22 protein-coding genes are annotated in these 26,626 nt (G+C 38.9%); 16 read left to right on the forward strand and 6 right to left on the reverse strand.

Annotated features, from left to right (window positions below; genetic code table 11):
• The first annotated feature begins 55 nt into the window (after positions 1-55).
• Positions 56-586: a GNAT family N-acetyltransferase gene (locus tag FHS59_RS11785; protein ID WP_184495338.1), complete on the forward strand. Its 531-nt coding sequence runs from the start codon at positions 56-58 to the stop codon at positions 584-586.
• A gap of 6 nt (positions 587-592) precedes the next feature.
• On the opposite strand, the gene FHS59_RS11790 is transcribed toward FHS59_RS11785, so the two are convergent.
• Entirely contained in the window at positions 593-3,328 is a 2,736-nt protein-coding gene (locus FHS59_RS11790) for a YCF48-related protein (RefSeq protein WP_184495339.1), read from the reverse strand.
• Positions 3,329-3,552: 224 nt separating this feature from the next.
• Between FHS59_RS11790 and FHS59_RS11795 the strand changes: the two genes are divergently transcribed.
• From FHS59_RS11795 to FHS59_RS11835, 9 genes are all read left to right on the forward strand, one after another.
• The gene (locus tag FHS59_RS11795) at positions 3,553-4,206 is read left to right on the forward strand and encodes a Tll0287-like domain-containing protein (protein ID WP_184495340.1); all 654 of its coding nucleotides are present in this window, start codon (positions 3,553-3,555) and stop codon (positions 4,204-4,206) included.
• Between the two features lie 326 nt (positions 4,207-4,532).
• On the forward strand, positions 4,533-7,703 hold the full coding sequence (locus FHS59_RS11800) for a SusC/RagA family TonB-linked outer membrane protein (protein WP_184495341.1): 3,171 nt from the start codon (positions 4,533-4,535) through the stop codon (positions 7,701-7,703).
• Positions 7,704-7,715: 12 nt separating this feature from the next.
• A complete protein-coding gene (locus tag FHS59_RS11805; protein WP_184495342.1) occupies positions 7,716-9,584 on the forward strand; it encodes a RagB/SusD family nutrient uptake outer membrane protein in 1,869 nt (622 codons plus the stop codon).
• A gap of 144 nt (positions 9,585-9,728) precedes the next feature.
• Positions 9,729-13,067, forward strand: a complete 3,339-nt coding sequence (locus tag FHS59_RS11810) for a VCBS repeat-containing protein (protein WP_184495343.1) — start codon at positions 9,729-9,731, stop codon at positions 13,065-13,067.
• Between the two features lie 57 nt (positions 13,068-13,124).
• Positions 13,125-14,084, forward strand: a complete 960-nt coding sequence (locus FHS59_RS11815; RefSeq protein WP_184495344.1) for a formylglycine-generating enzyme family protein — start codon at positions 13,125-13,127, stop codon at positions 14,082-14,084.
• A gap of 19 nt (positions 14,085-14,103) precedes the next feature.
• A complete protein-coding gene (locus FHS59_RS11820; RefSeq protein ID WP_184495345.1) occupies positions 14,104-15,417 on the forward strand; it encodes a Gfo/Idh/MocA family protein in 1,314 nt (437 codons plus the stop codon).
• 3 nt (positions 15,418-15,420) lie between these two features.
• The gene (locus FHS59_RS11825; protein WP_184495346.1) at positions 15,421-16,338 is read left to right on the forward strand and encodes a hydroxypyruvate isomerase family protein; all 918 of its coding nucleotides are present in this window, start codon (positions 15,421-15,423) and stop codon (positions 16,336-16,338) included.
• A gap of 8 nt (positions 16,339-16,346) precedes the next feature.
• Entirely contained in the window at positions 16,347-17,378 is a 1,032-nt protein-coding gene (locus tag FHS59_RS11830; protein ID WP_184495347.1) for a WD40/YVTN/BNR-like repeat-containing protein, read from the forward strand.
• Between the two features lie 139 nt (positions 17,379-17,517).
• Positions 17,518-18,252, forward strand: a complete 735-nt coding sequence (locus tag FHS59_RS11835) for a 1-(5-phosphoribosyl)-5-[(5-phosphoribosylamino)methylideneamino]imidazole-4-carboxamide isomerase (protein ID WP_184495348.1) — start codon at positions 17,518-17,520, stop codon at positions 18,250-18,252.
• 46 nt (positions 18,253-18,298) lie between these two features.
• Here the strand turns inward: FHS59_RS11835 and FHS59_RS11840 are convergent, their stop codons facing one another.
• The gene (locus FHS59_RS11840) at positions 18,299-18,655 is read right to left on the reverse strand and encodes a hypothetical protein (protein WP_184495349.1); all 357 of its coding nucleotides are present in this window, start codon (positions 18,653-18,655) and stop codon (positions 18,299-18,301) included.
• An 80-nt stretch (positions 18,656-18,735) separates the two neighbouring features.
• Here FHS59_RS11840 and FHS59_RS11845 point away from each other — a divergent pair, with 80 nt between their 5' ends.
• Positions 18,736-19,074 carry a tRNA-binding protein gene (locus FHS59_RS11845; RefSeq protein ID WP_184495350.1) on the forward strand — a complete coding sequence of 113 codons (339 nt, stop codon included), beginning with the start codon at positions 18,736-18,738 and terminating at the stop codon, positions 19,072-19,074.
• On the opposite strand, the gene FHS59_RS11850 is transcribed toward FHS59_RS11845, so the two are convergent.
• A complete protein-coding gene (locus tag FHS59_RS11850; protein ID WP_184495351.1) occupies positions 19,071-19,394 on the reverse strand; it encodes a Rieske (2Fe-2S) protein in 324 nt (107 codons plus the stop codon). The genes FHS59_RS11845 and FHS59_RS11850 overlap by 4 nt on opposite strands.
• 214 nt (positions 19,395-19,608) lie before the next feature.
• Here FHS59_RS11850 and FHS59_RS11855 point away from each other — a divergent pair, with 214 nt between their 5' ends.
• Positions 19,609-20,367, forward strand: a complete 759-nt coding sequence (locus FHS59_RS11855) for a hypothetical protein (protein WP_184495352.1) — start codon at positions 19,609-19,611, stop codon at positions 20,365-20,367.
• 27 nt (positions 20,368-20,394) lie between these two features.
• Here FHS59_RS11855 and FHS59_RS11860 read toward each other — a convergent pair whose 3' ends face one another.
• From FHS59_RS11860 to FHS59_RS11870, 3 genes are read right to left on the reverse strand one after another with little or no spacing between them, the layout of a single operon-like run.
• On the reverse strand, positions 20,395-21,537 hold the full coding sequence (locus tag FHS59_RS11860; protein WP_184495353.1) for a cysteine desulfurase family protein: 1,143 nt from the start codon (positions 21,535-21,537) through the stop codon (positions 20,395-20,397).
• 35 nt (positions 21,538-21,572) lie between these two features.
• On the reverse strand, positions 21,573-22,967 hold the full coding sequence (glmM, locus tag FHS59_RS11865; protein WP_184495354.1) for a phosphoglucosamine mutase: 1,395 nt from the start codon (positions 22,965-22,967) through the stop codon (positions 21,573-21,575).
• Between the two features lie 57 nt (positions 22,968-23,024).
• Positions 23,025-23,255, reverse strand: coding sequence for a hypothetical protein (locus FHS59_RS11870; protein WP_184495355.1), 231 nt, complete (start codon positions 23,253-23,255; stop codon positions 23,025-23,027).
• Positions 23,256-23,327: 72 nt separating this feature from the next.
• Here FHS59_RS11870 and mazG point away from each other — a divergent pair, with 72 nt between their 5' ends.
• From mazG to fumC, 4 genes are all read left to right on the forward strand, one after another.
• Positions 23,328-24,128 (forward strand): nucleoside triphosphate pyrophosphohydrolase, encoded by an 801-nt coding sequence (gene mazG / locus FHS59_RS11875; protein ID WP_184495356.1) that lies wholly within the window; start codon positions 23,328-23,330, stop codon positions 24,126-24,128.
• A gap of 115 nt (positions 24,129-24,243) precedes the next feature.
• Positions 24,244-24,624 (forward strand): RidA family protein, encoded by a 381-nt coding sequence (locus tag FHS59_RS11880; protein WP_184495357.1) that lies wholly within the window; start codon positions 24,244-24,246, stop codon positions 24,622-24,624.
• 6 nt (positions 24,625-24,630) lie between these two features.
• Positions 24,631-25,116 carry a hypothetical protein gene (locus tag FHS59_RS11885; RefSeq protein WP_184495358.1) on the forward strand — a complete coding sequence of 162 codons (486 nt, stop codon included), beginning with the start codon at positions 24,631-24,633 and terminating at the stop codon, positions 25,114-25,116.
• 69 nt (positions 25,117-25,185) lie between these two features.
• On the forward strand, positions 25,186-26,586 hold the full coding sequence (gene fumC / locus FHS59_RS11890) for a class II fumarate hydratase (protein ID WP_184495359.1): 1,401 nt from the start codon (positions 25,186-25,188) through the stop codon (positions 26,584-26,586).
• Positions 26,587-26,626 lie beyond the last annotated feature (40 nt).

The following is a 26,626-nucleotide window of genomic DNA, read 5'->3' on the forward strand; positions in this document are numbered from 1 at the left end:
TTTTATTGTTTTTGAGAATAGCCTATTAACTTGAGGAATTAATCAAACGACTTTTATGAATATAGCAGGAGAAAGAGGTATAAGTTTAGTGACTTGGAATGAGTCCCATTTTCATCAGCTCTATCCTCTTGCCAACAATCCAAAAATTGCCATGAATCTGAAGGATAGCTTCCCTCAGCCTTACACCATTCATGATGCCCGTCATTGGATTGAACACAATCAGAAATTCAATCCACCGCAAAATTTTGCCATTGAGTTTGAAGGGAAACTGGCCGGAGCAATTGGGGCAGAACGTGGGAAAGATGAACTTCGCACAAATATGGAATTAGGATTTTGGGTAGGAGAACCTTTTTGGGGTAAAGGAATTGCGAATGAAGCAGTAAAGCTTTATACCAAGTTCATTTTTGAGAAATTTGATATTCAAAGACTATTTGCGCAAGTCTATGATTTTAATGGCCAGTCCATGAATGTTCTCGAAAAAGCAGGATATATCCCGGAAGCAATTTTGAAGAAAGCATTTGTGAAAAACGGTGTGGTCGGCGATATTTTCCAATACGTTATCGTACGAGGCGAACAACCTCAATAACTAGCTTTATTTTACTACTACTTTCCTGATAACCGTCTGATGATGGTTTTTTAACCGTATCAATATAATACCCCTAGGCAAATCAGTCAGATAAATCTCTGTCTGACCCTCATAAATCTGGCCTTGAAGAAGTTTTTGTCCTAAAGTATTGATCACCGTTACCTCCTGAAATTTTGATAAATTTTCTGAAGAAATGGTCAAAAATCCTTGGCTCGGATTTGGATAAATTTTCAGTGCCAAATCGGCCTCGGGCTCTATCCCTGTAATAATATTTACATTGACGGTTAATAGTCTAGGTTCTCCGTCATTACAAGAGTTTTGGGGAGTTACTTTTATCGTAAAATCTCCTTCCAAGAGCCATTCAACAATGATTTTGTGAGACCCTTGTCCTGAAAGTATACTTCCTCCATTTCCGCTGATTTCCCATTGATAATCGATTCCATCTAAAGGTTCCACTTCATAAGAATAGGTGTCAAAACCAACCTGAACATCACCTTGGATCTCACTTGGCTGATCTGGTGCAGCATTTATCAGAATATCTTTTAGAATAGGCTCTGACTTTCCACACTGATTTTCCAGTACCACACTTATTTGATGTTCTCCGGTTTCTATCCATTGGACTTGAATCTCATGTGAATTTTCACCTTCTATAATTTCACCTCCATTCACCGTCCATAAATAGTCAATGCCCTCTATTCTTTCCAAAGAATAAGTTTCAGGTTGATTGGTACAAACAGATCCATTTCCTTCGATTTCTAAGTTAGAATCTGGTTTTGAAACCACTAATACCTCCAAAGCTGAAGTTTCGCCATTTCCGCAGAAATTTTGTCTGCTTACAAAAACTCCTTGCCTACCAGATGTGGTCCAGTTTACTTGAATCGTTGTGGTGCCTTGTCCGGAAATAATTTCTCCTCCATCCACTCTCCAGACGATTTGAGATCCGGAAACTGCTGCGTCTTCTACCTGATAAAACGAAGTGCCTATACAAACTTCTGTTTCACCGGTGATTTCACTGATGCCGGGAGGTGGTACACAGGTATATGTAAGAATTGTTCCATCATCTCCGGCTGTAAATGCCACTAGGGATGTTCCCATACTGACAGAATTAAGATCTCTTACAGTACCACTTTCTATTTTTAACCAGCTTTCGCCTCCGTCTTTTGTCTGTAAAGTCAATCCATTATCGCCCACAATCATCCCAATATTCTCATCCCAAAAATCAACCGAATTAAGGTTTTCAGTAACTCCTGAGTTAATGCTTCGCCAGGTTTTGGCCATGTCTTCGGATTTTAAAATTACACCTCCATCTCCTACGATTACTGAGGTATTAGAATCCAGTTTAGCCAATGCTTTCAAATCCTGATCTGTCAATTTTGGGAGATTTTCCCAAGTGTTTCCTCCATTTGTCCAGCTAATCTGGCCATTATCGCCGATAGCAAATCCAACCTGATAATCAAAGTAGGTGACATCTTTCAAGTTTTCAGAAGTGTTTGTAGCAATGTTTGAATCCCAAGTTCCACCCGAATCAAAGGATCTGGCGATATATCCATTGGTTCCGGTCACATATAAAACTGATGGGGCAAACAAGTAAAAACCAGTGATGCTTTCTGCTGTGGAAGCAGGAACAGGAACCCAGGCCGAACCTCCATTTCCTGTTCTATACATTTTTCCGGATTCTCCACTTGCATACCCAAACCCAGTATTCCAGAAATCAATGCTGATGATATCAAGCGGCTCAGGAAGAGGTCTACTTATTATAGAAGTGGCTGCATTGGAGGTGACAAAAAATTGCCCATTATCCCCGGCAATAAACCCGGTCCGATCTGATTTAAAATCTATGGAATTGAAATTTGTGCGATATCCTGCTAGTCTTGTTGACCAGCTTGAACCTGAATTGACAGAACTGATTAAATATCCATCTTGACCTACCGCTAAGGCAAGATTGCTTTCCGGAAGAAATTCTATTGAATTGATTTTTCTTGTATTCGTTGCGCCTAAATTTATTTTAGAAAAAGAAGCGCCGGAATTGGTAGATTTTAATAAAGTACCTTGATCTCCTCCTACTAGCAATATTCGGTCATCCACAGAGTGGATGACAAGTTTTAATAAATCTACAGTAACTCCACTGGTTAAAGCCGCCCAATTTTCCCCTCCGTCTGTGGTCTTATAGATTTTTCCTTCTGCACCTGATACATATCCTACCGATTCATTGGAAAAGGAAACAGAATAGATCGCGCTGTTAAATGGCATAGGGTTTTTTGTGAAATTGGAACCTCCATTTTCAGTTTTAAGGAAAGTACCTTGATCACCCACAACAAAACCTAATTGGTCACTTAAAAAGAAAATTTCATTCAAATTTGAGGATGTGGTTGATGAAATTACTTGCCAAGAGTTGCCTTGATTTTCAGAAAGGAGAATTACACCTGATTCTCCAACTGCTAGGATACGATTGTCATTGACTTTCGAAATACTTTTTAAAGAATTTTCTGTAGGGCTATTGATTATACTCCATTGTATTCCCCCGTCCTGACTTTTTAGAATTGTACCACCTTCACCAATAGCAATGACAATTGTTTCATTGATGATCAGCAAATCATTGAGGCGTTGAACTTCAGGGATTCGAGTTTCGCTCCAAGTTAAACCGCCGTCATCTGTACGAATAATCAGATTTTCTCCCACAGCTAACCCAATAGATGAATTTGCCCAAGTGACTGATTCCAGATCCAGCCCCCAACTCTGCATTCTTTTCCAAGTTTGGCCAAAAAGTGATGGGCTCAAAAAAAGACAGATAACTGTGACGTAAAAAACCTTCCGCATAATTGGACGCATTAATCAAACAAAAATACGGGAATTACTTACTTAGCAAAGTGAAGTGCCTTATTGAGGCATAAAAGATTAAGTGAATCTGGAATCTTTGGAATCCTATGGTTAGGATTTGTACTTTTATTAATTCAAATAGCTTTCAAATGAAGAATTACTTGACGCTCCTTATTTTCTCTGTCTTGGTTTTTTCCTGCGGGCCTCGCGAAAGAGTTTCCAAAGAAGTTTTTGATGAAGTAAACAAGACCATGGAAGTCAAAAGGGTGACTGATGCTGAGATTACTCAGGAAGCAATGATTTGGGGAGACTCTATTACTACTTTAGCACAAAAGAATTTGATTTCAAATCTTCAAAAAGCTATTGAAGAAGGAGGCTTAGTTTATGCGATCCAGTTTTGCAATGAAAATGCTTCTGAATTAACTGATGTTTTGGATCCTTCAGAGGGTGTAATAATAAAGCGTGTTTCAACCAAAAACAGAAATCCTTTAAATGTACCTGATGAAGATGAAGCACAGATATTAGATGCATATGCTTATAATTCTGAACAAGGATTGGAAAGTGAACCAAATATTCAGAAAATAGAAAATGGTGAGGTATTATTATATACCAAAGCCATTATTTTCCCTGGGGGTTTGTGCCAAAATTGCCATGGAGACCCAGATTCTGAATTATCTCCAGATGTTCTAAATGAAATCAAGAATCGTTACCCTCAGGACCAAGCTTTTGGTTTTAAAACTGGCGATTTAAGAGGTATGTGGTCGGTCAAAATGCCTAAAAAAAGTATCGTAAATAGGCTATAATCCAATAGAAAATTGGAGAATTGTTGAAGACTTTAATTCAATCTACTGAATTATTGATTTTTCAATTTTTTTTAACTTTTGTTAACGTATCGTTAACGAATAATAACTTCATTTTCGAATTAAAAAACGAAGGGTTTAATCTTGTGTTGAAATAATGCATTTTCGCTTGATTAAATTATATTTTATTGCAAGAACACGGTTATGCAATCGATTGAATAGGGCAAAATACAGTCAGTATTCAAAAATATTCAGTGAGAATTTGCCTAAATTAATATTCAATTTCACCTATTAATATTAGTTAATGCAACCCAAACCAATAACCGTGTATGAAAAACTCTACTCGATTTAAGCTATTTGGCTTAACATTTTTAATGTTTCTGGGCCTCATGGGCTCAGTTTTGGCTCAGACCCGGGAGGTGTCTGGGGTCGTGATATCAGGGGAAGATAATTTGCCCCTTCCAGGTGTTTCCGTATTAGTGAAGGGTACCACTACTGGTACTGTAACTGATGTTGACGGAAAATTCAATGTAAATGTGAGTGGTTCTGATGCCACGTTGGTACTATCCTTTATTGGGTTCACCACTTTGGAGGTGCCAGTTGGGGATCGGTCGACTTTTGACCTTACTTTATTACCTGACACCAAATCTTTGGAAGAGGTAGTAGTAGTAGGTTATGGTGAGCAAAAGAAAGAAACCATTACCGGTTCGGTAGCTACTGTAAAAGGAAAGGAATTGACTCAATCTCCAGCCATGAACTTATCCAACTCAATTGCTGGTCGTATGGCCGGTGTGGTTGCAGTGAACAGATCCGGTGAACCAGGTTATGATGGATCCGGGATCCGAATCAGAGGTAGTAATACTCTTGGGAATAATGATGCATTGGTCGTAATCGACGGTATTCCAGCTAGAGCTGGTGGACTTCAGCGTTTGAATCCGAATGACATTGAGAGTATTTCTGTATTGAAAGATGCATCTGCTGCGATCTATGGTTCTAGAGCGGCAAATGGCGTTATCTTGGTAACAACAAAAAGAGGTTCGACTGGTGCTCCTGAATTGACTTTTCAGGCTAACCAAGGTTGGGCTCAACCGACTGTCGTACCTAAGTTGGCGAATGCTGCACAATACGCTGAGATGTTAAATGATCTGGATATTTATGGGCTTCCTACTTCAGAATGGGCTGCTGCAAACCAGGCTTATCAGCAAAATGGTGAGTATATCAGACCAAATGGTCAAGTAAGATCTGCTCCTTACACACCGGAAGAATTGGAATTGTATAAAAATGGGTCAGACCCTTGGCATTATCCGAATACTGACTGGTATGGGGAAACTTTAAAAACTTGGTCTCCTCAGAGCAGATACAATCTACAATTGGTTGGAGGTAGTGAAAACGTAAAGTATTTGACTTCCTTAGGTTACCAGAATCAAGATGCATATTATAAGAATGCGGCGACTGGATATAAGCAGTACGACTTTAGAATCAACTTGGATGCAAATGTTAATAAATATGTGAAAGTGGGCTTAGGTATTTTGGCAAGAGAAGAATTTAGATTCTTCCCTACCAGAGGAGCTGGAGCAATCTTCCGTATGCAGATGAGAGGTAAGCCAAATCAACCGGCATTTTGGCCAAATGGTAAGCCGGGACCAGATATTGAGAATGGTGAAAACCCTGTTGTGATTACCACAAATGCTACTGGATACGATCGTGATAAACAGGATTATATTCAGACGACTGGTAATTTAGAAATCAAGATTCCTGGAGTTGAAGGGTTGAAATTTACCGGAACTGCTGCAATCGATAAATTTATCCGTTATAGAAAATTATGGCAAACCCCTTGGACATTATACGAGCTAGGGAATGGTTTTGAAGCTGATGGCGTAACTCCTACTTTAGTTGGAACTCAAAGAGGACCTGCTGAACCTAGATTGAATGAATATACAGAACAGCGTCTGAATATCCTCTTGGGTGGGGTTTTCAATTATGATAAAACATTTGGTGAAGATCATACTTTGAATGTAGTAGCAGGTGTGAACAGAGAAACTGTAGAAGGAAATGACTTCAATGCATACAGAAGATTCTTTATTTCGCCTGCAATTGATCAATTGTTTGCAGGGGGTGACTTACAGAAAGATAACGGAGGAGGAGCATTTAACAGAGCTCGTTTGAACTACTTTGGTAGAGTTGCCTATAACTATAAAGAAAAATATCTGGCAGAATTTCTTTGGAGATATGACGGTTCTTACATCTTCCCTGAAGATACAAGATTCGGTTTCTTCCCTGGAATTATGTTAGGTTGGGTTGCTTCAGAAGAAGGATTCTGGAAAAATTCAGGTCTCGGACAAACATTTGATTTCTTTAAAATAAGAGGTTCTTGGGGTCAGTTAGGTAATGATCAGATTTATTATGATAATACTTTCCAAGAGTACCAGTTCTTATCTACCTATGGCTTTGATTCTTATATCATTGGTGGTGCACAAACTAAGACATTATATGAGACTAGGGTGCCTAATAGAGCCATTACTTGGGAGATTGCAAATAACTCCAATCTAGGTTTTGAGGGTCAATTCCTTCAAGGAAAGATTTTCTTCGAATTTGATTTATTCTATAACAAGAGAACCAATATCCTATGGAGAAGAAATGCTTCTGTTCCTGAAACTTCTGGTCTTAATCTGCCTGCAGAAAACATTGGTGAAGTTGAAAACAAAGGTTTTGATTTAAACTTGGGATATAGAGGAGGAAAAGGTGAATTCCAATATTCTATCAGCGCAAATGGTGGATATGCAAAAAATAAGATCTTGTTCTGGGATGAAGCTCCAGGAGCACCTGATTGGCAAAGATCAACAGGAAGCCCAATGAATACAGGTTTAGTTTACCAATATGATGGAGTTTTCCCTGATCAGCAATCAATTGATGCAGAGACTATAGATTACTCAGCAATTACCAATAACCTTCGTCCAGGCGACATGAAGTATAAGGATTATAATGGTGATGGTAAAATCACTCCAGACGATCGTGTAAGGATGGATGCTAATAATATTCCTACTTTCCAAGGTGGATTAAATATTTCTGCTAACTGGAAAGGGTTTGATTTGGCAATCTTATTCCAAGGTGCAATGGGAGCAAGACAATACGTAGTTACTGAATCAGGAAACATTGGTAATTATTTATTGGATGTTTATGAAAACAGATGGACAATTGATAATCCAAGTACCACAGACCCAAGAATTGCTAACAGAAATGATCAGTATTATTCCAATAATAATACCTATTGGTTCAGAAAGACTGATTATTTGAGATTGAAGAACTTGGAGATTGGTTACAACATTCCTGCTACTCTGACTGAAAAAATCGGAGTAAGAAATGCAAGGATTTATGTAAATGGTTTAAACTTAATCACTTGGGATAAGTTAAAAGTCTTTGATCCTGAAACTGATAGTTCAAGTGGACAGTATTATCCTCAGGCTAGGGTAATCAACACAGGTATTTCTGTTTCATTCTAAAAACTTGATAACATGAAAAATAAATTAAAATATTTAATTATAGCAGTAACGACATCAATGACGATGTTAAGCTGTAATGGTGATTTCCTAAATACAGAGCCACAAACAGAAATATCGGAGTCTGCTGTATGGACTGATCCAGCTTTAGCTGAGGCTTTTGTGACAGGTATCTATCAAGGCTTAGGACAAGGTGGATTCAATGAAGAGATGCTTGCATCAATGACAGATGAGGCGATTTTCACTCACCCAGGAAGAGGTATTACCACTGTAACTGAGGCAAGGATTAATCCAGCTGATGTAGGATGGAATAATGCCGGCAATAGAACTTGGAACTGGCAAAGACTTTATAGCTACATCCGAAGAACCAATTTGGCAATTGCAGAATTGTCTGAACCTCAATTTGAAAATGATGGTGGTATTGTGGATAGATTATTAGGTGAAGCCAAATTTATGAGAGCCTATTACTATCAAGATTTAGCAAGATATTTTGGCGGGGTTCCTTTGGTCGATAGACCTTACGAATTAGGTGAAGAGTCTTATGACATCGTGAGAGCTACATATAAGGAAACTATAGATTTCATTCTTGCTGATCTGGAAGATGCGCAAACTTTGTTAGCGGGTAAAAATATGGCTTCAGGTAGAACAAATGAATTAGCAGTACTTGCGTTGAAAGCTAGAGTTTTATTATATGCTGCAAGTGATCTTCATGATGCTCCTACAGCACAAGGAAATTCCTCTGTTTTAGCAGGATATGGTAATATTGACTTAATAGCTTATACGGATGGAAATAGACAAGAAAGATGGCAGAAAGCTCAGGCAGCTGCAAAAGCTGTTCTTGATAAAGCTTCTGGAAACCTTTATGGTCTTTCTGAGCCAGTTTCACATGAAGAAGGTATCCAAAACTATATGAATAACTCACTTTCCAGAAATGGGGGTGAAAAAGAATTAATTTTTGCGAGATACTTTATCAATGCCAAGCAAGAAAATGGTGGCCGCCAGGGACTTTATAATGGACCTAATGGCTATAACAACTGGGCGGGTAATAGCCCTGTTCAACTGCTAGTAGATGATTATGAAATGATGGATGGAACAGAGTTTAACTGGAACAATCCTGAGCATGCAGCTAATCCTTATGAAAACCGAGATGCTCGTTTCTATGCTTCAATTTTATATGATGGAGCTCAGTGGAAGCCAAGATCTACTGCAAATGCACCAAAAGATCCATTAGGACAAATTCAAACGGGTACATATGAAGTGACTGATGCTTCTGGAGCAATAGAAACTCACTTCGGTTTGGATACTAGAAACAGTTCTATTGAGGATTGGAATGGTAGCTACACAGGCTATTACATTCGAAAATTTATAGATCCTAATCCAGCAATTGTAGATCAAAATACATGGCAAGAGGTTCCATGGCCTATCTTGAGATACACTGAAGCAGTTCTAAATTATGTAGAAGCTTCTTTGGAACTAGGACAAGAAGATGAGGCGAGAGCTTGGTTAAACCAAATCCGTTTCAGAGTTGGGCAGCCAGCAATTACTGCTACTGGAGATGAGTTAGTAGAGATTTATAGAAATGAAAGAAGAGTTGAAATGGCTTATGAGGAACAAAGGTTCCACGATGTAAGACGTTGGATGATTGCCGAGGAAACTTTTGGCCGTCAAGCAAATGTCATTAGTATCACTGGCACTTTGAAACCAGGTAAGTCCCTCTCGATTTACAGATATGATCCTGAAATATATGATTATAATTATGTTGTTCAACCTATAGATCCAGGTAAAGAAAATAGATTATGGCTGGACAAAATGTATTTCTTCCCAATTCATAGAGATGAAATAAACAGGAACTCAAGTCTCGTTCAGAACCCTGGATTCGAATAAGTTTCTTAAATTTCCAAGCCACCCAAATCGGGTGGCTTGGTCTTTATTTCTGCTTTGAAATCGAGCACGTCTTAAACGACGAAAAAGGTATGATTAAGAGCCATGCGAGATTCCATGTGGCCTCTGAATTACAGATATACTCACATGAAAAAGTTAGTACCCAGCTTAACCCTCATTACCCTATCAATTTTTTTTTCATGTTCTAATGACCCTCAGGTTGAAAAAATAGAACAACCAAAAGAACCTTCTCTTTTTAAACTAATAGACCCGAAGGATTCAGGAGTTAATTTTCAAAACACACTGAATGAATCTCTCAATCTAAATGTCCTGATGTATGAATACCTCTACAATGGTGGTGGTGTTGCTGTTGGAGATTTGAATGGAGATGGATTGGAGGATATTTATTTTTCTGCCAACGTTTCGGGAAATAAACTTTTCCTCAATAAAGGCGACTTAAAATTTCAGGACATCACAGAACCATCCGGAGCCCTAGGTAGACCAGGGCCTTGGAAAACAGGAGTCACCATGGTGGATATTAATGGTGATAATCTTCTGGATATTTATTTATGTTACTCAGGAAATTTAATTCCTGAAAAACGAAAAAATGAACTCTTTGTTAATCAGGGAAACAACGATCAAGGCATCCCTACTTTCAAAGAAATGGCAGAAGAGTATGGCATTGCTTCAGGGGCACCAAGTACATCTGCGAGCTTTTTTGACTTTGATAAGGATGGTGATTTGGACCTCTTTTTATTGAATCACAATACCAAGTCTACCCAGATTTTAGACTTGGCTGTAACCAAATCAGCTCTTAAAGAAAAACACGAAGCTGGTCCACAGCTTTTCGAAAATAAGAATGGGAAATTTGTAGAAATCACTATCGAGGCTGGAATTTCCAGTTCCAGTTTGTCTTATGGATTGGGTTTAGCTATTTCTGATATTAACAGAGATGGTTGGCCGGATATCTACATCGGTAATGATTACACCATTCCTGATTACCTATACATCAACCAAAAAGACGGGACTTTCAAAGATCAGATTCTGGAAATGATGGATCACGTTTCCAACTTTTCAATGGGAAATGATATCGCAGATATCAACAATGATGGTTTGGTTGATATCATGACTTTGGATATGATGCCGGAAGGAAACGAAAGACAAAAATTACTTTTGGCGCCCGATAATTACGAAGTCTTTGACTTGAATGTGCGAAAAGGATTTCACCATCAATACATGAGAAATATGCTCCATCTTAACAATGGAGATGGGACTTTTTATGAGATAGGGCAGGTAGCAGGAATATCCAATACCGATTGGAGTTGGGCAAGTTTATTTGCTGACTTTGATAACGACGGATGGAAAGATCTTTTTGTAAGCAATGGATATTTGAGAGATTATAACAACATGGATTTTCTTAAATACATGGATAATTATGTGCAGACTTCCGGAGGGAAATTAAAAAGGGAAGATCTCTTGAATATGGTCAAGAACATGCCTTCCTCTAATTTGACCAATTACATCTATCAAAATAACAACAACCTAACTTTCAAGAATGTAACTGAAGCTTGGGGAATCAATCAACCAGCCAATAGTAATGGAGTGGCTTACTCAGATTTAGACAATGATGGGGATTTGGATTTGGTGGTAAACAACATCAACTCCAATGCTTTTCTATACCAAAATCAAAGCGTGGAGCAAGGCAAAGGGAATTACCTAAAAGTCAAACTTGTCGGAACAGGTCAAAATACTTTGGCACTTGGGTCATCAGTAAGATTGTTTTCGAATGGGGAAACACAGCTTTTGGAGCAAAATATTCATAGAGGTTTTCAGTCTTCAGTGACACCAATTTTACATTTTGGATTGGGACAAGTTTCAGGAATTGATTCCTTAATCATTAATTGGCCTAGCGGGAAGCAAACAAGAATGTTTGATATTCCATCTAATCAGGAAATTGAAGTTTTAGAATCTGAAGCTGGAAAAGGATCCGGATTCTCTGCTAATTCAAATCAGGTTTTATTTACCGCAAATCAGGAAATTTCTATCAAAGGAGAGAGAAAAATCAATGATTTTAAACGCCAGCCTCTTTTAACAAATGTGATTTCAGGTAATGGGAAGGCTTTGATTTCAGAAGATTTTAATGGTGATGGTAGGCCTGATATTTTTGTAGGAGCCGGACCAGGGCTTAGTGGAAGAGTCTATTTCCAGAACTCCTCAGGGAATCTAGTTTTTTCTGATTCTTCTGCTTTTTCTTTCGCGAATCAGTCTGAAGATGCAGTGGCTATTTCATTGGATGCCAACGGAGATGGATTTATGGATATTTATGTCGGAAGTGGTGGGGTCTTTGATTTTGCAGAAGGAGATATTAGATTTTCTGATCACCTGTACCTAAATGATGCTAAAGGGAAATTTGCTTTGGCTCCAGATGCATTACCAAAAGAAAACTTTGCAACAGGGACAGTTTTATCTCTAGATGTAAACCAAGATGGATTTGAAGACCTATTTGTAGGTGGAAGAGTTGTCCCCGGACAATATCCTTTATCGCCTGGAGCAAGAGTTTGGATAAATGACGGCAAAGGGAATTTTGTAGATCAAACAGATCAAATCGCTCCAGATTTTAAGAATCTTGGAATGTTGACCGATTCGAAATCTGCTGATTTAAATCAAGATGGGGTAGACGAATTGGTTTTGGTGGGAGAAGCAATGCCAATCCAGGTTTTTGAGCTAAAGGATGGAAAATTTCAAGATGCCACTGGAAATTACTTCTCTCAATTGGAAGTAGGTTTCTGGAATCATATTGCTGTTGAGGACTACAATGGAGATGGTAAGCTGGACTTGTTTGCAGGAAACTTAGGGACGAATTCTCAGCTTCAGGTTAGCGATGAAAAACCGGCTGAGCTGCTTTACAAAGACTTTGATGGAAATGGCTCTGTGGACGCTATTCTGAGCTCTTATATTGGATCAGAAAAATACCCTACAGTCAGCAGGGATGAACTACTTGGTCAAGTGAATTTTCTAAAGAAGCGGTATTTGGATTTCAAATCCTTCGCTACTGTTAAAACAGATGATATTTTCACAGAAAAAGAGCGGGAAGGTGCTGAAATTATCTCCATTAATAGACTAAAATCTACCCTGTTTTTACAAAACGCATCCGGTAAGTTTGAAGAAAAAGTATTGCCAATCCAAGTTCAATTCTCTCCTGTATTCACGTCTGAATTCTTAGATGTCAATGGAGATGGAAATAAGGATTTAATTCTTGCTGGAAATATGAACCAGACAAAATTGAGATATGGCAAGTATGATGCAAACCATGCGATGGTTTTCCTTGGAGATTCTAAAGGTGGATTTACCTACTTACCGAAATATTTGGCGGGACTTTCCGTTAAAGGGGATGTAAGAAATATTGTGCAAATCAATAATAATCTACTGTTTTTAGTCAAAGGGCAAGGTTTAAAATCGTTTGTTTTCCATTCGTCAAAAGATTAAAAAATCACATTGTTTTAATACCTAATTTACTTCTTTAAAGTTTCGCTTACGATTACCATGAAAAAACTAGTATTGCCAATAGCGCTAATTGGCGTTTTGGCATTTTATAGTCTTGAAAGACCCATTTTTGAATCCTATACGCAAAAGATCCCAGGTACGCCTGTCACTTTTGATATGACTCCTATTGAAGGAGGCACATTTAAAATGGGTTCTTCGTCCAGTGCAAATGCTGATGAAAAACCAGTTCATGAAGTGAAAATCGATCCTTTTTGGATGGGGACTCATGAAGTTACTTGGGATGCATTTGAATTGTTCCTTGATAAAAATTACGAATTGGCCATTTCAGAGGAGCCAATTGGAGAGATTGTCGATGGATTAACCCGGCCAAGTTTACCCTATCTAGATATGACTTTTGGAATGGGAAAAGAACACAAGCCAGCAATAGGAATGACCCAGTATGGTGCCATTCAATACTGTTATTGGTTGTATTTAAAAACAGGCATATTTTATAGACTTCCGACTGAGGCAGAATGGGAATATGCAGCAAGAGCTGGATCTGATTCAAAATACTTTTTCGGAGATGATTCTGAAGCGATTACTGAATATGCTTGGACAGCTGAAAACAGTGATGGAATGACCCAAATGGTCGGAAAAAAGAAACCGAATCCTTGGGGCTTGTATGATATTTATGGCAATGTATTGGAATGGACCTCCGACCAATATGACCCTGAATTTTATAAGAATTCTCCGAAAGAAAACCCTATGAATCCATCAGATGAACTGTATCCGAGGATTGTGAGAGGGGGGAGTTTCAAGACTCCTGCAGAAGAAATCAGTTCTGCAAAAAGATTTGTAAATGATCCAAAATGGAAACAATTGGATCCTCAGATTCCAAAAAGTCAATGGTGGTTTCCGGAAGCACCATTTATTGGATTGAGATTGGTGAGGCCTTTGAATCCTCCAAGTCCAGAAGAAATTAATGCTTATTATACCGCAGCACCTATTGCGGACTATTAAACCCTGAAATGACAATATTATGAAAAACACAAGAAGAGATTTTATCAAAACTTCGGCGCTGGCTACCGGTGGAGTGTTAGCAGCCAATTCTTTCGTATTACCTGGAGCTTATGCAGCACCAGCGGAAACTCACTTGAAACTTGCTTTGATTGGCTGTGGGGGTCGAGGTACAGGAGCTGTTTTCCAGGCTATGGAAACAGGTCATCCAATCAAATTGGTGGCTATGGCAGATGCTTTTAGAGATAGATTGGATGGGAGTTTGAAACCTATCCTTGATAAATATGGTGCTGAAAAGGTAGACGTTCCAGAAGACAGAAAATTCGTAGGTTTTGATGCCTACAAACATGCAATTGCCGAGGCGGATGTAGTCATTTTAGCAACACCTCCGGGCTTCAGACCTGACCATTTTACTGAAGCTGTAAAGCAGGGTAAACAAATCTTTATGGAAAAGCCTGTAGCGACTGATGCAGTAGGTATCCGTAAAGTTTTGAAAGCAGCTGAAGAAGCAAAAGCAAAGAAATTAAACGTGGTGGTGGGTCTTCAGAGACATTATCAGGATAACTATAGAAAAACCATCGCAAAAATCCATGCAGGAGAAATCGGTGATATCATCGGTGGACAAGTGTATTGGAATGACGGTGGAGTTTGGGTAAGACCTAGAAAACCAGAGCAAACTGAGATGGAATATCAGATGAGAAACTGGTACTATTTCAATTGGCTGTGCGGAGATCATATCACTGAGCAGCACGTTCACAACATTGACGTGGCAAACTGGGTGAAAAAAGGATATCCTGTTAAAGCTGAAGGAACTGGTGGTAGAATGGTAAGAACCGGCAAGGAATTCGGAGAAATTTTTGACCACCATACAGTTCAGTTTACTTATGAAGATGGTACAGTGATTCACAGTGAATGCCGTCACTTCCCTGGTGCTGCAAATAGAGTAGATGAGACTTTCCAGGGAACCAAAGGAACTGCTTATTTGAGTGCTGGGAACCATGGAGTTTTGACTGATTACACTGGAAAGAAGTTATACGAGCATGATCGTGAAAATAACATTAACCCTTATCAACAGGAACATAATGAGCTTTGGGCAGCACTTGTAAATGGTGAGTATAAATTTGCTGATGCTGAAAATGGTGCGAGAAGTACCATGACGTCTATTTTGGGAAGATATGCTACATATTCCGGTAAGGTCATTACCATGGATGAAGCTATCAATTCAGACATCAATTTATTCCCAGATACTTTGGCTTGGGATGCTACTCCTAAACTGGTTCCTAATGCTGATGGATTCTATCCTCATGCAGTTCCTGGTAAAACCAAAACTGTTTAAACCATGGAAAGAAGAAAGTTTTTAAGAAATCTAGGAATTAGCGGATCAGCTCTCACCTTAGCGACGGGAGCTGTGATGCCTTCTTTTGCAAGGAATGAAGAATTTGCGGAGCCTACCTTCAAAATGGATTTTGCACCGCATTTCGGAATGTTCAGAAATTCGGCTCCTGATGGAATAGTGGATCAGCTAAATTTTATGGCAGATCAGGGTTTTCGTTCTTTGGAGGATAATGGAATGCTAGGAAGATCTGTGGAAGAACAGACTCTTATTGCAAAAACCATGGAATCTCTAGGGATGAGAATGGGAGTTTTTGTAGTAGATGGTGGAGATAACTGGAAAGTTTCTCTGACATCTGGAAAGCAAGAATTTATGGATCATTTTCTTGATACCTGCAGAAAGTCTGTGGAAGTTGCCAAGAGGGTAAATGCTACTTGGATGACTGTAGTGCCAGGGTATTTTGAAAGAAACTTACCAATAGGCGTTCAGACGGGAAATGTGATCGAAGCTTATAAAAGAGCAGCGGAGATTTTTGAACCGCATGGATTGGTGATGGTGATGGAGCCTTTGAGTGATAACCCAGATTTGTTCTTAAGACATGCTGATCAATCTTATATGATTTGTAAGGCTGTGGATAGTCCTGCTTGTAAGATTCTTTATGACATCTATCACATGCAGCGAAATGAAGGGAATTTGATTGCCACCATGCAGAAAACCTGGGATGAGATCGCTTATATCCAAATTGGGGACAATCCTGGTAGAAAAGAACCAGGTACCGGTGAGATCAATTACCAAAATGTTTTCAAATTCATCCACGAAAAAGGGTTTAAAGGAATCTGTGGAATGGAACATGGAAATGCTAATCCTGGCGTAGAAGGTGAAAAAGCTTTAATAGAAGCATATAGAAAAGTAGATATCTCTTAATTTCGCCTATGCGAAAAGTAGTATGTGTTCTGGCTTTAGGAATTTTCTTTTCTTGTCAGACAAATGAAATAAAAGTCCCAGAAAACCCCTTGGGTTGGGAGATTTTTGAAACACCAGTGAAAGCCTCCTTAAGGGGGCTTTCTCCGGTTACAAGTGAAATAGCCTGGGCCTCTGGAAGTGGAGGGACTTGGTTACGGACAATTGATGGAGGAAAAACATGGGACCACGGTGTCATCGCAGGTTTGGATACTGTCGATTTCAGATCTATCCATGCATTTGATGCGATGAATGCGGTGGCTGTTTCAGCTGGGCAACCTGCTGTGATTTTTAAAACAGAAGATGGTGGCCAAACTTGGGATCTAAAACACAAGGAAGTTGAAGAAGCCTTTTTGGATGGGATTTCATTTGCAGATCCTAATCGTGGTTATGTCGTTGGTGATCCGATCGATGGGAAATGGATGATTTTGCAAACTGCAAACCAAGGAGAATCCTGGTACCCGGTTTTAAATTTGCCGGAGGCTAAAGAAGGAGAAGCAGGTTTTGCTGCAAGTGCAACATCGCTTATTTCCGAAGGGTCCAACATTTGGTTAGGAAGTGGTGGCACGGAAGCAAATTTGCATTATTCACCCGATTTTGGAGAAAGCTGGAAAAAGTGGAAGTCTCCGATTATGCAAGGAGAACCTTCAAAGGGAGTTTTTTCTGTGACAAAATTAGGTGGAGAGGAAGTTTATTTAGTGGGAGGAGATTACATTAAAATGGATGACACCATTTCTGTGGCAGCTTCATTTTCCACACTACATGAAAAATGGATTGCTCCGGTGTCCTCACCAAAAGGCTACCGTTCTGGAGTGGTTTATTTCCCAAGATTTCATTGGTTAGTAGCCGTGGGACCGACTGGTTCTGACTTCTCAAATGACGGTGGTCAGGTTTGGGAGAATTTTTCCAATGAAGGTTTTCATGCAGTGAAATTGGGACATGCAGAGGCTGCTATTTGGGCTTCAGGTTCCAATGGAAGAATCGCAAGGTTGAAAGTTGAATAAATCTTTTGGATTTTTAGAAGCTTCCAGATTATAAAATTTTGATAGTTTTCAAAATTTCGAAGTTAGGATTAGCACTTCTGTATTATCTTTAAGGAAAACTTATTTGAAATTTTTCCTAAATACCCTTTAATTTTAATCCATGTTTGAAATAATTCCATCTATTTGGTTAATCAATGGCAAATGCGTTAGGCTCAAGAGAGGTGATTTTGCTACGGAAGAAGCAATTTCCAATAATCCCCTTGAGATAGCCCAGGCATTTGAATCTATTGGGATTAAGCGACTGCATTTGGTGGATTTGGATGGAGCCAGAAGAGGTGAGCCAAAGAATTATCATATTCTTGAAGCAATCGCGGGGTATACAAATTTAAGTGTTGATTTTACAGGTGGTATTTCGACTGACGGCGATGTGATCAAATGTTTTGAATTTGGAGCTAAAACTGTAACCATAGCCTCTGCAGCAGCAAACCACCCTGAGCGTTTCAGTCAGTTTATTCTTTCTTATGGGAGAGAAAAAATCAACCTAGCGGCTGATACCAATCCGGAAGATCATAAAATCAAAATTAAAGGCTGGTTAAAGAAGACCGAAATAGACCTTTTCGATCATATCGAGTTTTTCTATGATAGAGGTTTGAAATATCTAAAATGTTCAGATGTCACTAGGGACGGGGTGATGCAAGGACCAAATTTTGATCTATATGCAGAACTCGTTGAGAAATTTCCAAATCTTCATATCGCAGCAAGTGGTGGAGTCAGAAATATCGATGATTTCAAAAAATTAAGAGATCTCGGACTTGGTGCAGCTGTTTTTGGAAGAGCTTTTTATGAAGGGATGTTAGAGCTTAAGGATCTAGAAGAATTCATCTCAAAAGGATAAAAAAAAAGAGGTTTTTAAACCTCTTTTTTACTTTATAAACTTTTTCTTAGTCAGCTTTAAATTTATCTACTATGTAGAGGAAGATGTTAAAGGAAAGCGTTGATGGGGCTGCTTCTTCTTTTTTAGCATCTTTATCAATTCCTCCTGCTGGAAGATCTCTTTTTACCGCAACTTTATTACTAGTAGATGGTGCAGGCAATACCTTTGTATTCAAAACTTTAGGAGAACCAGAGTCTAAATTTTGGTTTAATTCATCAGAAATTGGCTTATCCAAAGGTTTTACATTCTCTAAATCCACTTTCTCCTGCTCGGATTGAGCCAAAGATTCACCTGCAAAAAGGCACATCCCAAGTAGGGCAAGTACCGAAAAGCCGATTTTCTTAAAAGGAAATGTGGATTTCATATACATTCGTAAAATAGTATTCTATTACAGTTAACTTCAGAAATTGCAAAAGGTTCCTAAAATTATAAAAAAATTCGTCTATGCAAACGATTGACTACGAAGATTTTTACAAAATTGAATTAAGAATTGGTACGATAATACGTTCAGAAATTTTTGAGAAAGCTCGAAAACCCGCCTATAAAATTTGGATAGACTTGGGAGATGAAATTGGCGTCAAAAAATCCTCTGCTCAAATCACAGATTATTATACCCCGGAGACTTTGATTGGAAGGCAAGTGATCTGTGTTTGTAATTTTAAACCAAGGCAAATTGCAGATTTTATGTCTGAGGTTTTAGTGACTGGATTTACCCACAGCGAAGGAGGAATTATTCTCGCAGGTGTAGAAACCCCAGTTCCTAATGGTTCTAAGCTTCATTAAGGCAATGTGATGACCAACCCATTTTCCGTAAGGCTTGTGGGATAAGTTTCTAAATCTGCACAAGAACCTGCAGAGACTCTACCTGATTTTAATTCAAAACGGTATTGGTGGAGAGGACAAATGATCTCATTTATAGAATTAATTGAGCCCTCTAATAAAGAAGCTCCTCTATGTGGGCAAAATGACTGAAATGCAAAGAATTCATCTTCTATTCTCACTAGAGCGATCTTTTTATCCCCAACCAAGACTCGTTTAATTGATCGCTCATTGATCATGTATATGATTTGTTCCTTGCTAGTTCCCAGCGTAAATTTTCTCATCAATTCGAAATATTAAAATTCATTTCTTTTTTGAACCAGATGCAAAATGCATCAAATTGGAATCAAGCATGGTAGTTTTTCAATAAATTCTAATCAGAAAGCTATTAGCGAGATTAATTTTTTCCTTTCTAAAGGGAATAAGAGTCAAAATGATTGGTTTTCTGCTAATTCTTAATGAATTTCAGTAGAAAATAGTTTTTAAACCCTCTATATCATGAAAAGATTTGCTTTACTGCCCTTATTTTTAATTTTTGGTTGGGTTAATGCCCAAGACTTAGATGGGGCATGGAAACTAACCCATCAAGATGGAAGAGAGATCACTGATGAAGAATATGTGAAAATCTATCAGGATAATTATTTCGCTTTTGGAGCAAAAAAAAAAGCCGACAACCATTTTATAAGTGCTGGTGGCGGGCCTTACGAATTCCGGGATGGAAATTATTATGAAACCCTCGACTTTTTTACCCTCGACCCTTTTCAAGTAGGAACAACCAATAAGTATAAATTGGATCTCACTAATGGCAAAATGGTTATCTCCTCTGAGATAAACGGTCGAATGTTAGTGGAGATTTGGGAGAAGCTTCCTGAGAAAGTGGATGACTTGACAGGGAATTGGGTAATTACAGGTAGGAAAAGAGATGGGGAAATCTCGAGATCTACACCAGGTGCCAGAAGAACGATTAAAATATTGGGTGGAGGCCGTTTTCAGTGGGTTGCCTTTAATTCTGAAACAAAAGAGTTTTCGGGTTCAGGTGGAGGAATTTATACCGCCGAAAATGGAAAATATGTCGAAAACATCACCTTCTTTTCCCGAGATGATAGTAGAGTTGGTGCCAGTTTAGGTTTTGACTTTGAAGTGATAGATGGAGAATGGCATCATTCTGGTAAAAGCTCGACTGGAAATCCTATTTACGAAATTTGGACTCCATATGCCATTGGGTATAAACCTCCTCAAATGATGACGCAGAAATAAAAAAAGGAGCCAATTGGCTCCTTTTTTTTATGCTTCAACCAAATAAAGGTCTTTGAGCTTTGAAATCGTGTAATCGATTTCCTCAATTGTGTTATACCTGCTAAATGAGAATCGTACCGCATCTCTTTCAGGATTGTGATTCAAGGCACGAAGTACATGGGATCCAACAGTTGCGCCAGAGCTGCATGCAGATCCACCGGAAGCTGATATTCCTTCCAGATCTAGATTGAATAACAGCATACCTCTATTTGCTTCTGAAGGAGGAAGACTCACGTTTAAGACTGTGTAAAGACTTTTCTCAATATCTCCTGATAACCCATTGAAAGTAACTCCTGGAATAGCTTCCTGAATACCTTTGATGAAATGATTCTTTAATGAGATTACGTGTGCTTGATGACTTTCCATTTCAGAATAGGCTAACTCAAGCGCTTTAGTAATCCCTATAATTCCAATAACATTTTCTGTTCCCCCACGCATGTTTCGTTCTTGAGCTCCTCCATAAATAAATGGATGGATTTTTTTATCCTTGTTAACATACAGGAATCCTGAGCCTTTTGGTCCATGAAATTTATGTCCTCCAGCTACTAGCGAGTTAACTGGTAGTTCTTTAAGGTTATGAACATAATGCCCCATAGTCTGAACCGTGTCAGAATGGAAAAATGCTCCATATTCCTTGCAAAGATTTCCGATTTTATTCAAATCGTTTAAGTTTCCTATTTCATTATTCGCATGCATTAAAGAAACCAATGAATTCAGGTTGGATCGAAGAAGCTCTTCCAGTTGATTAAGGTCGATTTCGCCTTTTTCATTCACATCAAGGATGCTCAGTTTGATCAACCCTTTTTTTGCACAGACTTCTAACGTATGAAGTACCGCGTGATGCTCAAGAGGAGAAGTGATCGCATGAGTTATTCCATGGCTTTCGATTCCGCAAACGATGGCTGTATTGTCCGCTTCTGTACCTCCTGAGGTAAAGAATATTTCAGATGGACTGGTATTTAGTAATTCTGCTACTTTCTTTCTTGATTTCTCGATCGCAGTTCGCACTTCTCTACCTTGCCTGTGAACGGAAGATGGGTTTCCGTAATGAGACTTCATGAATGGAAGCATTGCCTCTATCACTCGTTCATCCATTGCCGTGGTAGCAGCATTATCTAAGTAAACATTCATCTTTACTATACTTGGGTTTTATATTTCGCAGTGAATCAGATAAGAGATTTGCTTACAATCTCCTTGATATCCTGCATGATCTTTTTTGCTAAATGCTCAGCAGTAGCCTCTGATTCAGATTCTGAATAAATTCGGATAATCGGCTCAGTATTAGACTTTCGCAAATGTACCCATTCTTTGTCAAATTCTATTTTGACCCCATCAATATCGTTGATAGGTTGCTTTTTGTACTTCTCTTTAATTTCCAAAAGGATATTGTCCACATCAATTTCAGGAGTGAGTTCTATCTTGTTTTTGGAGATATAATAATTAGGGTAAGTTGCTCTCAGCCTCGAAATCGTCTTTCCAAAATTTGCCAGATGAGTCAAGAATAATCCGATTCCCACTAAAGCGTCTCGACCATAATGGGAAGTTGGATAGATGATGCCACCATTTCCTTCACCACCGATGATGGCATCTGAGGCTTTCATTTGGTTCACCACATTTACTTCACCCACAGCAGCGGCAGTGTAGACACCACCGTGCTTCTCAGTTACATCGCGAAGAGCTCTTGTGGAGCTTAAGTTGGAAACAGTATTTCCTTTCGTTTTGGAAAGAATATAGTCAGCTACAGCGACTAAAGTATATTCTTCGCCAAAGGGAGCTCCATCTTCATTGATAAAAGCAAGTCTATCCACATCAGGATCCACAACGATTCCTAAATCAAAACTTCCTTTTTCTAGTTTCTGGGAAATATCTCTGAGATTCTCTGGTAATGGCTCCGGATTATGAGGGAAGTGACCATCTGGTGTACAGAACATCTCTTCGATCTCGGTGACACCAAGTGCTCTTAAAAGTTTTGGAACAGCAATTCCTCCTGTTGAGTTGACTGCATCTACTACTATTTTAAAGTTTCTAGCTGCAATCGCTTCTTTATCAACTAATTCTAAATCCAGTACATGCTGAATATGTCTGTCGATATAATCGTCTAGGAGGGTGTATTCTCCAAGTTTTTTAACTTCAGCGAAAGAGAAATCCTCTTTATCAGCTTTTTCTAAAATATCTTTTCCTTCAGAATCGGAAATAAACTCTCCTTTGGAATTCAAAAGTTTTAGTGCGTTCCATTGGATTGGATTGTGGCTGGCAGTTAGGATAATTCCACCACCGGCTTTTTCCAAAGGAACTGCAAATTCTACTGTAGGAGTGGTGCTTAGCCCAAGGTCGATTACATGGATTCCCATTCCTTGAAGTGTGGCAGAAACCAACTTAGAAACCATTTCTCCAGAGATTCTAGCATCTCTTCCAATGACGATTTTAGGGTTTCCAGTATTTTCCAGGACCCAAGCTCCATAAGCTGAAGTGAATTTTACAACATCGACAGGAGTTAGTCCTTCGCCGGCTTTACCTCCTATAGTACCTCTGATTCCGGAGATAGATTTGATTAGCGACACGTATGGTGATTTTATATGTTAAAATGAAAAAGTCGAAGACTCGACGAAGATTGAATTTTATTTGAATTTGGCCATGACTTTATCTACTTCATTGTCAGGATTGCCGCATCCGCTGTTAGCGTCTACAGTTTTTCCACAATAGCTGCAGGTGCCACCATCTTTATTCAAATAAGGGTTTTGTGAAGCACAGGTGCCTTTGAACTCACCGTTCTTTAAGAAAATCAGCCTTACTGACATCAAAATGAAGAACAACGCCACAAAGCCCAGGGTTAGATATACAGTTGCCATAACGGATAAATTTGCGCAAATTTAAAGCTTTACTTCGAAAACGTCCACAATTCCAGGTTAGTTTCCTTCACAATGACAAATTTGAGTACCAGAGCCCAGCAATTAGCTGCTTTTGATAGATTATTGACCATCATGGATGAGCTGAGAGCACAGTGTCCATGGGATAAAAAGCAAACAACCGAGAGTTTAAGGCATTTGACCATCGAAGAAACTTTTGAACTATCTGATGCTATTCTTGAAGGAAATCCTGAAGAAATTAAGAAAGAGCTTGGCGATATACTATTGCACATTGTGTTTTATGCTAAAATCGGATCCGAAGAAGGAAACTTTGACATTAGCACAATGATCGATTCACTTTGTGAAAAGCTAATCAGAAGGCATCCTCATATTTATGGAGATACCAAAGCGGATGATGAAGAAGCTGTAAAACAGAATTGGGAAAAGATAAAACTGAAGGAAAAAGGAAATACTTCTGTATTAGGGGGCGTTCCTAGATCACTTCCAGCTTTGATCAAATCCATGAGAATCCAAGAGAAGGCAAGAGGAGTCGGATTTGACTGGGAAGAAAAGCACCAAGTCTGGGAGAAAGTGGAGGAGGAAATGCAAGAATTCAAAGAGGAATTTAATGCAGCTTCTGATTCGGAAATCAATAAGGAAAAGGCGACTGGTGAATTTGGGGATTTGCTTTTTTCCCTGATCAATTATGCAAGGTTTATCGATATCAACCCCGAAGAAGCACTGGAAAAAACGAATTTAAAATTTATAAAGAGATTCCAATATTTAGAAAACGCAGCCAGAGAATCGGGGAAAAGTCTAGCTGATATGACTTTGGCAGAAATGGATGTTTATTGGAATGAGGCAAAGAAGCAGTAATCGGTTGGCAGTAGGCAGTCTCAATAAACAGGAAGGAAGTTTATCACCCTTTTATTTTAACCTAAATTTGTACTGGAACTTTGTACTAAAATCTTGATACTTGATACTTAAAAAAATGGCAAATAAAATTATCTTCACAAAAGAAGCACCAGCTCCCATTGGACCTTATTCTCAGGCTGTGTTAGCAGGAAATACCCTTTATGTTTCCGGTCAAATCCCTCTAGATGCAGATACAGGGGAATTAATCAATGAAAATATCACCGAAGAGACGCATGCCGTGATGAAGAATCTTGAAGCGGTATTGAGAGCAGCAGAATTTGGGTTTTCTGACGTGGTTAAATGCAGCATTTTTATTAAAAATATGGATGAGTTTGGTACTATTAATGAAGCATACGGGCAGTATTTTAAAGTAAACCCTCCGGCAAGAGAAACAGTAGAAGTAAGTAAGCTTCCTAAAAATGTGAATGTTGAAATTTCCTGTATCGCCGTGAAGTAGAAAAACTTGAATTTAATTCCTGTCCATACCGAAACCATTGTCAGCGTGCTTTCTAAAAAGGAAGTGCTGGGACATCTTATGCGAGTGACTTCTGAGGTCAACTATCTGGATCAGAGATCGAGAGGAAACAAAGACGTGAAATTTAATGGAATGGTAGGGCAAAATGGGTTTAGGGTTTCCAAAGTGGTGGACAAAGGAGATACGTTCCTGCCACTTATTATAGGAGAGGTAGAAGCAACTCCTAGGGGAAGTATCATCTTTTTGAAATTTAAACTTTTCCCGGGAGCCACATTTTTTCTGATATTTTGGAGCATTGTGTTGGTTGCATTTGCAAGCTTCTTCTTTTTTATGATCTATAATTTTAACTATGGAGTTATTTGTGCTTCCTTGGCAGTTGCTAATTATGCTTTGGCGATATACTTTTTTAACAGGCAGGTGAAGTCTTCAAGAAAGATATTCCATCAACTCATTAATTTTCAGTTGAAGGATTAGTTTCGCTTGTTAGGGAAAAAAGACCAGAAGCCTTAATTTTGGCAAAATCAATTTCAATATTCCGAAAATATGAGTGTAAGAATCGAACATGATACCATGGGGCCTGTTGAGGTTCCTGCTGATAAATATTGGGGAGCCCAAACTCAGCGATCTATCAATAATTTCAAAATTGGTGGAGAAAAGAACAGAATGCCAATTGAAATAATCAGGGCATTTGCCATCTTGAAAAAAGCGGCAGCTTTCACGAATGCAGAATTGGGAGTTTTGGAAAAAAACAAAGCTGTTGTGATCGGAGAGGTTTGTGATGAGATTTTGGATGGAAGGCTGGATGATCAATTCCCTTTGGTAGTATGGCAGACCGGTTCTGGTACTCAATCTAACATGAATACCAATGAGGTAATTGCTTACAGAGCTCATGTTCTACTTGGCGGATCGCTGGAAGATTCTAAAAAGAAAATCCACCCAAATGATGATGTGAATAAATCACAGTCATCAAATGATACCTATCCTACAGCAATGCACATCGCAGCTTATAAAATGGTGATGGAAACGACTTTGCCAGGAATAGAGAAATTAAGAAATACATTACAAGCGAAGGCTGAATCATTCAGAAAAGTGGTGAAGATCGGCCGTACGCACTTCATGGATGCTACTCCACTAACATTGGGACAGGAATTTAGTGGATACGTGGCTCAATTGGATCATGGATTAAAAGCAATAAAAAATACTTTGTCTCACCTTTCTGAGTTGGCACTTGGTGGAACTGCGGTAGGTACAGGATTGAATACTCCTCAAGGATATGCAGAGTTAGTGGCTGAAAAGATTGCAGACATTGCTGAGCAGCCTTTCATAACTGCGCCAAATAAATTTGAAGCTTTGGCAGCACATGATGCCATGGTGGAAACTCATGGAGCATTGAAGCAAGTAGCGGTAAGTTTGATGAAAATCGCAAATGATATCCGTATGCTTTCCTCTGGTCCACGATCAGGAATTGGCGAAATTTTGATCCCTGAAAATGAGCCAGGTTCATCCATTATGCCAGGAAAAGTGAATCCTACTCAGGTTGAAGCATTGACCATGGTGGCTGCACAGGTGATGGGCAATGATGTAGCAATTTCCATCGGTGGCGCAACTGGTCACTTTGAATTGAATGTGTTTAAGCCGCTGATCGCAGCGAACTTCTTGCAGTCAGCTAGATTAATTGGTGATGCTTGTGTTTCTTTCAATGACAACTGTGCCGTGGGTATCAAGCCAAATGACGCGATGATCAAGCGACACCTGGAAAATTCATTGATGTTGGTGACAGCTCTTAATCCACATATTGGATATGAAAATGCTGCTGCAATCGCGAAGAAAGCGCATAAAGAAGGAACTAGCTTAAGAGAAGCAGCCATATCTTTAGGCTTATTGACTAGCGAGCAATTCGATGAATGGGTGAAACCAGAAGATATGATTGGTAGTTTGAAATAAACTGAATCAAAAAAAGGCTTCTCTAGAGAAGCCTTTTTTA

This window comes from Algoriphagus iocasae, from assembly GCF_014206875.1.
GTDB classification, from domain to species: domain Bacteria; phylum Bacteroidota; class Bacteroidia; order Cytophagales; family Cyclobacteriaceae; genus Algoriphagus; species Algoriphagus iocasae.